Source organism: Photobacterium sp. R1 (assembly GCF_054600795.1).
The window spans coordinates 127052-139905 of record NZ_BAAHZP010000011.1 but is presented as its reverse complement, the minus strand read 5'-3'; the positions used below and the strand labels follow the sequence as shown (position 1 = coordinate 139905).

General features: G+C 52.3%; 13 protein-coding genes. 6 read left to right on the top strand and 7 right to left on the bottom strand.

Annotation, left to right across the window (positions count from 1 at the left end; translation table 11 throughout):
* Positions 1 to 42 precede the first annotated feature (42 nt).
* The 4 genes from pcnB to panC are packed head-to-tail and all read left to right on the top strand — an operon-like array spanning position 43 to position 3606.
* Positions 43 to 1413, top strand: coding sequence for a polynucleotide adenylyltransferase PcnB (gene pcnB, locus ACYP03_RS17850; protein WP_330961479.1), 1371 nt, complete (start codon positions 43 to 45; stop codon positions 1411 to 1413).
* A complete protein-coding gene (folK, locus tag ACYP03_RS17845; RefSeq protein WP_248143958.1) occupies positions 1410 to 1895 on the top strand; it encodes a 2-amino-4-hydroxy-6-hydroxymethyldihydropteridine diphosphokinase in 486 nt (161 codons plus the stop codon). The genes pcnB and folK overlap by 4 nt, the downstream gene beginning before the upstream one ends.
* Before the next feature lie 25 nt (positions 1896 to 1920).
* Positions 1921 to 2715 carry a 3-methyl-2-oxobutanoate hydroxymethyltransferase gene (gene panB / locus ACYP03_RS17840; RefSeq protein WP_459781378.1) on the top strand — a complete coding sequence of 265 codons (795 nt, stop codon included), beginning with the start codon at positions 1921 to 1923 and terminating at the stop codon, positions 2713 to 2715.
* 12 nt (positions 2716 to 2727) lie between these two features.
* Positions 2728 to 3606 (top strand): pantoate--beta-alanine ligase, encoded by an 879-nt coding sequence (gene panC / locus ACYP03_RS17835; protein ID WP_459781376.1) that lies wholly within the window; start codon positions 2728 to 2730, stop codon positions 3604 to 3606.
* A gap of 90 nt (positions 3607 to 3696) precedes the next feature.
* Here the strand turns inward: panC and ACYP03_RS17830 are convergent, their stop codons facing one another.
* Positions 3697 to 4467, bottom strand: coding sequence for an ABC transporter permease (locus tag ACYP03_RS17830; RefSeq protein WP_248143955.1), 771 nt, complete (start codon positions 4465 to 4467; stop codon positions 3697 to 3699).
* Positions 4464 to 5387, bottom strand: a complete 924-nt coding sequence (locus tag ACYP03_RS17825; protein WP_330961474.1) for an ABC transporter ATP-binding protein — start codon at positions 5385 to 5387, stop codon at positions 4464 to 4466. Before ACYP03_RS17825 ends, ACYP03_RS17830 begins: the two co-directional genes overlap by 4 nt.
* Before the next feature lie 158 nt (positions 5388 to 5545).
* Between ACYP03_RS17825 and can the strand changes: the two genes are divergently transcribed.
* Complete coding sequence (gene can / locus ACYP03_RS17820; protein WP_248143953.1) at positions 5546 to 6202, top strand: carbonate dehydratase; 657 nt, start codon at positions 5546 to 5548, stop codon at positions 6200 to 6202.
* Positions 6203 to 6268: 66 nt separating this feature from the next.
* Here the strand turns inward: can and hpt are convergent, their stop codons facing one another.
* Positions 6269 to 6802 carry a hypoxanthine phosphoribosyltransferase gene (gene hpt, locus ACYP03_RS17815; protein ID WP_248143952.1) on the bottom strand — a complete coding sequence of 178 codons (534 nt, stop codon included), beginning with the start codon at positions 6800 to 6802 and terminating at the stop codon, positions 6269 to 6271.
* Positions 6803 to 7010: 208 nt separating this feature from the next.
* Here hpt and ACYP03_RS17810 point away from each other — a divergent pair, with 208 nt between their 5' ends.
* The gene (locus ACYP03_RS17810; RefSeq protein ID WP_036749519.1) at positions 7011 to 7613 is read left to right on the top strand and encodes a TetR/AcrR family transcriptional regulator; all 603 of its coding nucleotides are present in this window, start codon (positions 7011 to 7013) and stop codon (positions 7611 to 7613) included.
* Positions 7614 to 7629: 16 nt separating this feature from the next.
* On the opposite strand, the gene ACYP03_RS17805 is transcribed toward ACYP03_RS17810, so the two are convergent.
* The 4 genes from ACYP03_RS17805 to ACYP03_RS17790 form a co-directional block, all read right to left on the bottom strand.
* Positions 7630 to 8667, bottom strand: coding sequence for an ABC transporter ATP-binding protein (locus ACYP03_RS17805; RefSeq protein ID WP_459781372.1), 1038 nt, complete (start codon positions 8665 to 8667; stop codon positions 7630 to 7632).
* Positions 8667 to 10295, bottom strand: a complete 1629-nt coding sequence (locus ACYP03_RS17800; protein WP_459781370.1) for an ABC transporter permease — start codon at positions 10293 to 10295, stop codon at positions 8667 to 8669. Before ACYP03_RS17800 ends, ACYP03_RS17805 begins: the two co-directional genes overlap by 1 nt.
* A gap of 151 nt (positions 10296 to 10446) precedes the next feature.
* On the bottom strand, positions 10447 to 11460 hold the full coding sequence (locus ACYP03_RS17795; protein WP_459781369.1) for a Fe(3+) ABC transporter substrate-binding protein: 1014 nt from the start codon (positions 11458 to 11460) through the stop codon (positions 10447 to 10449).
* A gap of 164 nt (positions 11461 to 11624) precedes the next feature.
* The gene (locus ACYP03_RS17790; RefSeq protein WP_248143948.1) at positions 11625 to 12854 is read right to left on the bottom strand and encodes an ammonium transporter; all 1230 of its coding nucleotides are present in this window, start codon (positions 12852 to 12854) and stop codon (positions 11625 to 11627) included.

Genomic DNA, 12854 nt, shown 5'->3' with positions numbered 1-12854 from the left:
TGTGTTATCTTTAGTCGAGTCGCCAGCTTTTGCCGTAAAGTATTGACCCGAGAGCAAAATGCTTCGGGTAACAAGGAGCCAAGCTTGCAAGTTTATCAACGCCAGGAGCATGGTATTTCCCGCAAAGACATCAGCGAAAATGCGCTGAAGGTACTCTATCGCCTCAACAAAGCCGGTTTCGATGCTTATTTAGTCGGCGGTGGTGTGCGGGATCTGCTGCTGGACCAAAAACCCAAAGATTTTGATATTGCGACCAACGCAACGCCGGAAGAAATTAAAGCGCTGTTCCGAAACTGCCGCCTGATTGGCCGCCGTTTCCGTCTGGCCCATATTCTGTTTGGCCGCGATGTAATTGAAGTTGCCACCTTCAGGGGTCACCATGATGCCGGCTCAGTCAAAGCCCCGACAGGGAAGCAGGCTGTTTCGTCCCGCAATCATGAAGGCATGCTGCTGCGCGATAATGTCTACGGCACCATTGATGAAGACGCGGAGCGCCGGGATTTCTCCATTAATGCCCTGTATTACAGCATTAAAGATTTCACCGTCACGGATTATGCCAACGGGGTGCAGGACCTGCAAAACCGGCTGGTGCGCCTGATTGGCGATCCGGAAACCCGTTATCGTGAAGATCCGGTGCGGATGCTGCGGGCCGTGCGCTTTGCTGTCAAACTGGACATGCAGATTGAAACTGCAACCGCTGCACCTATCCGGGAACTATCGACCCTGCTGCAGGACATTCCGCCGGCACGTCTGTTTGAAGAAAGCCTGAAGCTGCTGCAATCCGGACAAGGCCTGGACACCTACAAAATGCTGCGGGAATACAATCTGTTCCAACAGCTGTTCCCGATTCTGACCGAACACTTCACTGAAGATCACAGCAGTCAGACAGAGCGGATGATTGAACACATTCTGGCAGCAACCGATGCGCGCATCGCTGACGGTAAACGGGTCAACCCGGCCTTTATGTTCGCCGCCATGCTGTGGTATCCGGTGGTCACCCGTGCGGAAGAAATTTCCAGTACCGGCGGCCTGAATGACTATGACGCCTTCATGATTGCGGCCAATGACATTCTGGATGAACAGGTCAAGACGATTGCCGTTCCGCGCCGTCTGACGACCACAGTCCGCGATATCTGGCAACAGCAGCACCGCTTTGAGCGCCGTTTTGGCAAACGCGCTTTTGCCATGCTGGAAAACCCGAAATTCCGGGCTTCCTTTGATTTTCTGGAAATGCGTGGTCAGTTCGAAGGCGATGACATCGCTGAACTGGCAACCTGGTGGCATCAGTTCCAGTTTGCCGAGCGCAATGATCGCAATAAAATGGTGCAGGAACTGAACGGCGGAAACGGACAGAAACGGCGCCGCCGTCGTCCGGCCCGACGCAAGAAGCCTCAGGCGAAATCAGCGTCATGATCCGCGCATATATCGCTATTGGCAGCAATCTGAATGATCCGGTCAGCCAGGCGCATCAGGCCATGGCTGCCCTGCGACAGTCGCCGGATATTCAGGTTGTCGCCGAATCCTCGCTGTATAGCAGTACCCCGATGGGGCCGCAGAATCAGCCGGATTATATCAATGCTGTGGTTGCCATCGACACAACACTGGCACCGCTGGCGCTGCTCGACCTGACCCAACAGATCGAGCAGGAACATGGAAGGGTCCGCAAAGCCGAGCGCTGGGGCCCGCGCACTCTGGATTTGGATATCCTGCTCTACGGCGATTTGCAACATCACTGCGAACGCCTGACAATTCCGCACTATGGCATGAAAGTCCGTGAATTCGTTCTGTATCCACTGGCTGAGATTGCCCCTGAACTCGTCCTGCCCGATGGCACCGTTCTGACCGAACTGTTATCCGGGGTGGACCGTAATGGCCTGCGAGTGTGGCAATCCTGACACACCCGGGATAAGGGAGAAAATAATGAAGAAAATTACCATTAACGACCTGATGAAATGGAAGCAGGAAGGTCGTAAGTTTGCATCACTCACCGCATACGATGCGAGTTTTGCTCAGCTGTTCGAGCAACAGGAAGTCCCGGTGCTTCTGGTCGGTGACTCTCTGGGCATGGTCCTGCAGGGCCAGACCGATACTCTGCCCGTCACCATTGATGACATGGCTTACCACACCCGCAGTGTCCGGGTCGGCAGCCCGAATGCCCTGTTGCTGGCCGATCTGCCGTTCATGACCTATGGTACGCCGGAGCAAGCCTGCGAAAATGCCGCAAAACTGATGCGTGCCGGGGCCAACATGGTGAAACTGGAAGGCGGCGCTTGGCTCGCTGACACCGTTCGCACCCTGACAGAGCGCGCCGTTCCTGTCTGCGCCCACCTGGGCCTGACGCCTCAGTCGGTTAACATTTTCGGCGGTTATAAAATTCAGGGCCGCGATCAGGCCCGTGCCGATGAGATGCTGGCCGATGCCATTGCCCTGCAAAATGCTGGCGCCCAGATTGTGGTACTGGAATGTGTACCGGCTTCGCTGGCAAAACGAATTACAGAAGCGCTGGATATCCCAGTCATTGGTATTGGTGCCGGTAACGTCACTGACGGCCAGATCCTGGTCATGCATGATATGCTGGGCATCTCTGCCAACTATATGCCACGCTTTTCTAAAAATTATCTGGCACAGACCGGGGATATCCGCAAAGCGGTTTCCCAGTATCTGTCAGAAGTGGAAGCGGGAACCTTCCCGGCTCCTGAGCATACCTTTGAGTAAGGAAAACCCAACATGCAGACTTTTGCTGAGATTGCTCCTGTTCGTGAACAGATTCGGGCCTGGCGCCGTGATGGCCGCCGGATTGCCTTCGTTCCGACCATGGGGAATCTGCATCAGGGGCACCTGACTCTGGTTCGCAAAGCTCGCGAACAGGCTGACGTTGTGGTTGTCAGCATCTTTGTGAACCCAATGCAGTTCGACAAAGCTGACGACCTGAACAATTACCCGCGAACGCTGGATGAAGATCTGGCCAAACTGAACGGTGAAGGTGTGGAACTGGTCTTCACGCCGACGCCAGATATCATCTATCCGAACGGAATGGATCGCCAGACCTTCGTTGAAGTTCCGGGTTTGTCGCACATGCTGGAAGGTGCGCTCCGTCCAAGTCATTTCCGTGGTGTCTCCACGATTGTGAGCAAGCTGTTCAATATCGTACAGCCGGATGTGGCATGTTTTGGCGAGAAAGACTTCCAGCAGCTGGCATTGATCCGCCAGATGGTGGCCGATCTGGCGATGCCGATCGACATCATCGGTGTCCCGACTGTCCGTGAAATGGATGGCCTGGCGATGAGCTCCCGGAATGGCTATCTGACCGTGGATGAACGTCAGCGTGCACCGGTACTGGCGAAAACCATGCGCTGGATCAGCAGTCAGATCCGTGGCGGACGCCGTGACTTTGATGAAGTGGTGCTGGATGCCAACGATCAGCTGCGTGCGGCCGGACTGGAACCGGATGAAATTTACATCCGTGACGCCCGCACCCTACAGGTCGTGGGAGAAGAAACCAGTCAGGCCGTCATCCTGATGTCTGCATTTCTGGGGAAAGCCCGCCTGATCGATAATCAGGTGATTGAACTGGGTACCCCGGCATCAGAGTCTGAGTCTTCCTGAACAGATTCAACTGATTGATCAAAAAGCCCCGGCACTTGTTGCCGGGGCTTTTTTATGGTTTCGGTGATGATTTCGGGAGACAGAATCACCTCAGGATCGTAAGCCAATCCCTTTCGAAATCAGGTAATGTGCAATGCTGTACAGCACCAGCACAAATGCCAGCAGCACACTGAACGCGGTCCCGATCCCGACATCCGAAACACCCAGAAAGCCATAACGGAACGCATTCACCATATAAACAATCGGGTTGAGCTTAGACACCCACTGCCAGACCTCAGGCAGCAGACTTAAAGAGTAAAATACGCCTCCCAGATAGGTCAGCGGTGTCAGCACAAACGTCGGAATAATGCTGATATCATCAAAGGTTCTCGCAAACACGGCATTGATCAGCCCGCCCAGTGAAAACACCACAGAGGTCATGATGACCGTGGCGACAATCACTCCGAGATGGGCGATCTGCAAGTCCACAAACAATAAGGAGACCCCGGTGACAATCACACCAACTCCCAGCCCGCGCAGCACACCACCGCCAATATATCCGGCAATGATGACGAAGTTAGGCACCGGTGCGACCAACAGTTCCTCAATATTATGCTGAAACTTGGCACTGAAGAATGAAGACGCCACATTGGAATACGAGTTGGTGATCACCGACATCATAATCAGTCCGGGCACGATGTATTCCATGTAGGTAAAGCCGCCCATTTCTCCGATGCGGCTGCCGATCAGACTGCCGAAAATGATAAAATACAGCGTCATGGTGATGGCCGGCGGTACCAGCGTCTGTACCCAAATACGGGCGAAGCGATTCACTTCTTTACTGATCAGGCTTTGAAACGCAATCCAGTACTGATATCTCATGCAGACGGTGCTCCCTTACTCTGAGCCACTAAGGTCACGAATAACTCCTCCAGGCGGTTAGCTTTATTTCGCATCGACAGGACTTCAATCCCCTGTGCCGACAACTGGCTGAAAACTGCATTCAGACCTGTGCCCTTATGAATATCAATTTCCAGGGTGTGATTGTCCGGCATTTTCCATGCAATGCCCGCCAGATCCGGCTTGCTGCCATTTAAGGTCACATCCAGAATAAAGGTTTCCACCTCAAGCTTGGCCAGCAGAGATTTCATACTGGTGTGCTCAATCAGCTCACCATGATTGATAATCCCGATATTACGGCACAGCATCTCTGCTTCTTCCAGGTAATGGGTGGTCAGGATAATGGTCACGCCCTGACGATTGATTTCCCGCAGAAATGTCCACATAGATCGACGCAGTTCAATATCGACCCCGGCGGTCGGTTCATCCAGAATCAGCAGCTTCGGCTCATGCATCAGGGCCCTCGCAATCATCAGACGCCGCTTCATCCCTCCGGACAGATTACGGGCACGCTCGTTGCGTTTCTCCCACAAATCCAGCTTGGTCAGGTATTTTTCCGCCCGTTCTTTCGCCAGCGCACGCGGGACACCGTAAAAACCGGCCTGATTGATGACGATCTGTTCAACCGTTTCAAACTGGTTGAAGTTAAATTCTTGTGGCACCAGGCCCAGCTGATTCTTCGCTTCCACCAGGTGGGTGTCGATATCGTACCCAAACACCTTCACCTTTCCGGACGTCTTGTTCACCAGTGAGCTGATCACACCAATCGTGGTGGACTTCCCTGCGCCGTTGGGACCAAGCAGCGCAAAGAAGTCTCCTTCTTCTACCGTCAGGCTCATTTCCTTCAGGGCTTGCACCCCGGGATAGACCTTATTTAAATGAGTAATTTCTAATGCATTCATACAATACGCTTGAGATTTGTTATAAATCGTTAAATTATCAACTAATCGGATTTGCAAGTCGCCTTGCAAGTGTATAGTAATGACCTGTTTATCTTTGAATCTGTCTGAGTATACAGAGCAAAGATAAACAGCCCAATGTAGCAAACTAAGGTGTTGTCATGGCAGAAATTAAACAGTTATTCGCCAATAACTTTTCCTGGTCGGAAAAAATCAAATCCGAAGATCCCGAGTTTTTCTCACATCTGGCTAAAGCACAGCACCCAGAGTACCTGTGGATTGGCTGTTCAGACAGCCGGGTACCCGCAGAGCGGCTGACCGGTCTGGATTCCGGTGAATTGTTCGTCCACCGGAATGTCGCCAATCAGGTGATTCATACTGATCTGAACTGTCTCTCTGTCGTTCAGTATGCCGTGGATGTCCTCAAGGTGAAACATATCATCATTTGCGGCCACTATGGCTGTGGTGGTGTCGCAGCATCAATTGACAACCCGCAACTGGGCCTGATCAATAACTGGCTGCTGCACATTCGGGACCTGTACCTGAAACACCGCAGTGATCTTGGCAAGCTGCCTCGTGAGGAATGGGCCGACAAACTGTGTGAAATCAATGTGGCATCACAGGTATACAACCTGGGGAACTCCACCATCATGCAGCAAGCGTGGGAACGCGGCCAGAAAGTGAAGATTCACGGCTGGGTCTACGGAATCGGTGACGGTAAACTCCGTGATCTGGGTGTGACCGCGACCAGCCGGGAAACCCTGGAAGTGTCTCATCAGGACGCAATGGCCAGTATCCTGCAGGGTTCACTCAAGTAACCCTGAAACAAAAAGCGACCCTGAGGTCGCTTTTTGTTTTATCACACCAAACTGAATGACGGCTGATCAGTCTTCCAGCGGTACCACTTTTCCGATAAACGGCAGGTGGCGATACTTCTGGGCATAGTCGATCCCGACACCGACAACGAACTCATCCGGAATCTCGAAACCAATCCACTCGGCATCCACGGCCACTTCACGGCGCTCAGGTTTATCAAGCAACGTACAGATGCGAATCGAGTTCGGATTCCGCAGTGCCAGAATTTCACGTACTTTATTCAAGGTGTTACCGGTATCGATAATATCTTCGACCAGCAGAACATCTTTACCTTCAATTTCGTCATCCAAATCTTTCAGAATCCGGACATCTCGGCTGCTTTCCATGGCATTGCCGTAGCTGGAAGCGGTCATAAAATCGACTTCGTGCGGAAGCTCAATCGCACGGGCCAGATCGGCCATAAAGACAAAGGAACCACGCAGCAACCCAACCATGACGAGGTTTTCTGAGCCCTGGTAGTAGGCGGTGATTTGCTCTCCCAGCTCTTTGATCCTAGCCTGAACATCCTGCTCAGAAATCATGACTTCAATGGTATGCTTCATTTACTTCTCCATATGCGCATCTGGCATGCGCCTGGTTCTCTGTGATGACTAAAAGGCTATTCTAACATCCTTAATCAAGAAAAGTTATCCATCCATTCTTCGAGCCATGCTGCACCCCTGAACAAATCAGGATTGAACCAAATCACAGCCTGATGTAGAGTTATTAAGCAAAGTGCATATTAAAATGATTGGCTAGGGAATTTGTAGCATGGACACCATAGTTAAGAAAACGAGGACACGTCTCTCACCCGAGAAACGTAAACAACAACTTCTCAAGTGTGCGCTGGAAGTATTTGCCCGCAGGGGAATTGGTCGTGCCGGCCATGCCGACATTGCTGACATGGCCAATGTTTCAGTGGCGACTGTATTCAATTACTTTCCAACCCGTGAAGCACTCGTTGAGCAAGTTCTTTATCAGGTTGAGCGCAAGTTCAACGAACTGTTAAACCTGTGTCTGGGAGAAGAACATGACACCATCCACGGTCACCTGAGCTGTATTACAGGCTATCTGATTGATGCCGTCATTGAGCAGCAAGACTGGCTCAAAGTATGGTTCGAATGGAGTACTTCCGTCCGTACTGAAACATGGCCCCAATTCCTGGATGCAAACCAGCCTAACCTGAAACAGGTCACCAACATTTTTGAACTGGGTAAACAAAACGGCCAGCTGAGTACTGATATCGCATCTTACGATCTGACCTGGTTGCTGCATGGTCTCTGTTATGTACTGTACCTGCGCGCCAACATTGAACCCAACAAAGACAGCATGCAGGCACAGGCCGATGCTTACATCAGCCTAATGTTCCCGTAAACAGACAACTTCAGCGTCAGCTGGCAGCCGCCAGCAACACCGATTGGTATAAATCCAGTTCCACGGACACGCGCTGACCTGTTTGCAGGATCATAGGGGTATTCACAATCAGGTGGTGCCCCTTATAGTTCACCGTATAGCGACAACTGTCTCCCATAAACTGCTGATCCAGAATTTCCCCTTCTCCCTCATCATCCTCAATGAGTCTCAGATTCTGCGGCCTGACCAGCCACTCAACATGCTTTCCTTCCCCGAATGTCACCGCGCGGGACAAATCGACCGGACCGAGTGGCGTCTGCAATTCATGATGATGTACGGTTGCCGGTAAGTAAGAACCAGTACCAAGAAAGTCTGCCACAAACCTGCTGCAGGGCTGGTAATACAATTCTGCCGCCGTGCCGAACTGTTCGATCACGCCGTTATGCATCACGGCAAGACGATCCGCAAAGGCAAAAGCTTCTTCCCGGCTGTGAGTCACGAAGATAGCTGTCACGCCCTGTGCTTTAAAGATCCGGCGGATTTCCCGGATCAAACCATGTCTGACCTGAGTATCAATATTGGAGAACGGCTCATCCAGCAAGATCAGATCCGGTTCACAGGCCAGTGCCCGGGCGATGGCTACACGCTGCTGCTGCCCGCCGGACAACTGATGAGGATAACGCTGTCCCAGCCCGTCCAGACGGACCAGTGACAACATCTCAGCGACCTTGGTCGCGGCTTTGGCTTTGCTCCAGTGACGCAGACCAAACGCAACATTCTCTGCTACGGTCAGATGCGGAAATAGTGCATAGTCCTGAAAAATCATGCCAATGTTACGGTTTTCAGGCGGGACCCAATGATGACTGTCCGCTATCGTCCGGTCATTAATAACCATACGCCCCTGTTCCAGCGGCAACAGACCTGCAATCGCTTTCAGTAACGTGGTTTTACCGCATCCGCTGGCCCCCAGCAAACAGACGATTTCGCTGTCTTCGACCACCAGAGACAAATTTTCCAGAATTGCCTGGCCGTTATAACGGCACGTCAGATTTTGGACGGATAACGCATGATTCATCAATGTGATTGCTCCAGTGAACGGTTGATAACAACCAGTGGGATCAAACCAACCAAGACAAGCAAAATGGCTGGCAGTGCCGCCAGTTCCAGCTGCTCATCAGAGGCATAGTTGAAAACGTAGGTTGCCAGGGTCTCAAAATTGAACGGACGCAGCAGCAAAGCTGCATTCAGCTCTTTCATGGATTCAATGAACACCAGCAGGCCGGCAATCAGACAGCCTCGTCGGATCAGCGGGAGGTGCACCCGGCGCAGCATTGACACGGAAGCACATCCCATTGTTTTCGCGGCCATGTCGAGTGACGGAGAAATCTTAGCCAGACTGCTTTCCACACTCCCGACAGCCACAGCGCCAAAACGGACAACAAAGGCAAAAATCATCGCAAACATCGTGCCGGAAAAAACCAGTCCGGGGCGGCCCCAGTCCATGGCGCGGGTGAAGTCATTGAGCAGATGATCGGCTGACGTCAGCGGGATCATCACGCCAATCGCCAGAACAGTCCCCGGGACCGCGTATCCCATGGCGCTCATCTGCATCGGCGCCAGACTCGCAGGTCTGCCATCCAGACGATTGTAAAAGTTCACCAGCAACGCCACCAACACCGCCAGTAAAGCCGCACTCACGGATACCATCAGGCTGTTCAGCGTGTAGTCCCGGAACTCTGCTGTCCAGCTTTGCGCGAAGTAGTGCCAGGCGTAATACATCAGTTGCAGCAACGGCAATACAAAAGCAAAACCGATCAGCCCCCAGCACCAGACCAAAGCCATCACTTTTTTCCAGCCGGACAGCGTGTATCGCACATCTTCATTCAGTCCATTGTGCTGCTGAAAAAGTTTCTGACGCCTGCGGCTGAATCGTTCTGCACTGATGAGCAAAAAGATCGCCAAAAGCATCAACGCTGAAATCTTCGCAGCGGCATTCAGATTGGAATATCCCAGCCAGGTGTCATAGACCGCAGTGGTCAGAGAATGGACGGCAAAGTAACTGACCGTCCCAAAGTCGCCCAGTGTTTCCATGGCAACCAGTGACAGTCCTACCGCAATGGACGGACGAGCCAGAGGCAAAGAGATACGCCGGAAGCTCTCCAACGGCGAACACCGCAGCAACCGGGCCGACTGCAACAGGCTGGCGCTCTGTTCCATGAATGCGGTTCTCGCCAGCAGATAAATATAGGGATATAAGACCAGCGCCAGAACAAGACAGGCGCCGCCCAACGTGCGGATGTCGGGGAACCAGTAGTCCTGATAGCTCTGCCAGCCAAACCAGTCACGCAGCAAAATCTGAACCGGACCAGCATAATCCAGCCAGTCGGTATAGATATAACCGATAATATAACCCGGCATCGCCAGAGGCAGCACCAGCGCCCACTGCAGCCACTTTTCCCCGGGTAAACGGCACATGGCCATCAGCCATGCTGCAGGCAGGCCAAAAACAGCAGCAAGCAAAGAGGTTCCGAAGACGAGTCCCAGCGTATTGAGCGTGTAGGTGCCCATCACCGTATCCATCAGGTGTGAGAAAAGCTGATCAGATGCGCCCAGCGCCGTGTAGAAGATGGCCAGAATAGGGATGACCAACAGCATTCCGAACGTCCAGCCACTGGTTTGCCAAAGAGGATATTTGTCTTTCATTGCCTACAACTTAGTATCCTTGACCGGACACGATAGTACTTGTTGCTTCAGTCAAGCAACGCATGCGTCCAAGCAGTCCGCGAAAAAAACGCCCCCAAAGATACCAGACAAAAGTGCAAAAGGGGCCAACCGGCCCCTATTTTTCTTTCACTTACAGGTCAAACTGCACTTCGTCCAGCAGTTTGGTCGCCGCACTGTGATGCTCGGCAATCGCTTCCAGCGGCAGTTTATCTGCCCGGAAGTCGCCCCACGACGCGACCAGCTCGGAACGCGCAACACCAGGTTTCACCGGGTACTCAAAGTTCACTTCAGCATACATGTGCTGCGCCTTGTCTGAGGTCAGAAACTCCATCAGCTTCTTCGCGTTATCTTTGTTTGGCGCATATTTCGCCATCGCCATGCCGCTGATGTTGACATGGGTGCCGTTCGCCTGTTGGCCCGGGAAGTCAATGTAAACCGACTCAGCCCAGGATTTCTGGCTGTCATCACTCAGCATTTTACCCAGGTAGTAGCTGTTACCAATTGCCAGATCACACAGACCTTCTTTCACTGCTTTCACCTGACCCCGGTCGTTCCCCTGCGGCTTACGGGCCAGATTTCCTTTCACCCCTTCCAGCCAGGTCTTGGTTTCAGCTTCACCGTAGTGAGCAATCATCGAAGAAACCAGAGAGATGTTGTACGGATGTTTTCCAGAACGGGTACAAATCTTGCCTTTCCACTCTGGTTTCGCCAGATCCAGGTAGTCAAAACTGTCCGGCAGATGACCGACACGGTCGCGGGAGGAGTAAACGCTGCGGGTGCGCAGTGTCAGGGCAAACCACTCATCATCAGAGTCACGGTACTGAGCCGGGACGTTGGTCTCGATGACTTCGCTTTGCACCGGTTGAACCAGACCTTTCTCGCTCAGCTCCGCCAGGCGGCTGATATCAACAGTCAGAATCACATCCGCAGGGCTGTACTCGCCTTCCTGTACCAGCTTCTCGGCGATACCATCTTTCGCAAATTTCACATTCACTTTGATGCCGGTTTCGTCGGTGAATTCTTTCAGCATTGGCTCAATCAAAAAAGGCTGGCGCAGAGAGTAAACATTGACTTCTTCAGCAGCAAGCACTGCTTGTGGCGCAGACAGGCCAAGTAATACGGCTGAGGCTAACAGCTTTTTCATCGAGCAATTCCTTAATACAAAAATGAATGATAACGTTTATCAGTATCGCTCAATTATACTGTAGCAGCCTCGTCCAACAATGCGCTGAAACAAATGAACACAAAAAAACGCTGCCAGTAGCAGCGTTTTTGACATTTTTGTGAATTAGTTCAGATTTAGAGCAATTATTTCACACTGACGAACTCAGGATACGCATCAATACCGCAATCGTGCAGGTCCATTCCCGCCATCTCTTCTTCTTCACTGACACGGATACCCATTGTCACTTTCAGGATGGCCCAGACAGCCAAACTCGCACCAAAGACCCAGGCAAAGATGACTGCTGCGCCCAGCAATTGTGCACCGAAAGTTGCATCTCCATTGCTGAATGGGACGACCATCAGGCCGAAGAAGCCGCACACACCGTGAACAGAAATCGCACCCACAGGATCATCAATTTTCAGCTTATCCAGACCGACAATACTGAAGACCACCACAGCACCAGCAATCACACCGATAATCACAGCTGACATGGGTGACGGAGACAGCGGATCCGCCGTAATGGCAACCAGACCTGCCAGCGCACCGTTCAGTATCATGGTCAGATCCGCTTTACCCCAGGTGGTTTTACACACCGCAAGTGCAGCAAGAGAGCCCGCCGCCGCCGCCGCATTGGTGTTCAGGAAAATTTTACCGACCGCTGTAGCATTCTCGAAATCGGAGAGCATCAGCTGAGAACCACCGTTGAAGCCAAACCAGCCAAACCACAGGATGAAAGTACCCAGCGTCGCCAGCGGCATATTGGAGCCCGGGATTGGCAGAATTTCACCATTCTTGCCATATTTCCCTTTCCGGGCACCCAGCAGCAGAACACCAGCCAGTGCCGCAGATGCACCAGCCATGTGCACGATACCGGAACCGGCGAAGTCACTGAAGCCGGCTGCAGACAGGAAGCCACCACCCCAGGTCCAGTAGCCTTCAATCGGATAAATGACAGCTGTCAGGACCACAGAGAAAATCAGGAAGACCCAAAGTTTCATCCGTTCAGCAACCGCACCGGAAACAACAGACATCGCAGTTGCCACGAAGACGACCTGGAAGAAGAAATCCGATTCCAGCGAGTGATCCGCCCCTTCAGCCTGAGCACCGAACAAGGTGCCGAATGATGGCAGCCATCCTCCTTCACCATTATCGACGTACATAATGTTGTAACCGATAATCAGATACATGGTGCAGGCAATCGCGTACAGACAAAAGTTTTTCGTCAGAATTTCGGTGGTGTTTTTTGAACGCACAAGGCCCGCTTCAAGCATGGCAAAACCTGCCGCCATCCACATCACCAGCGCACCGGAAATCAGAAAAAAGAAGGTGTCGAGTGCGTAACGCAACTCAGTCACTGTGGTTGATAATTCCAT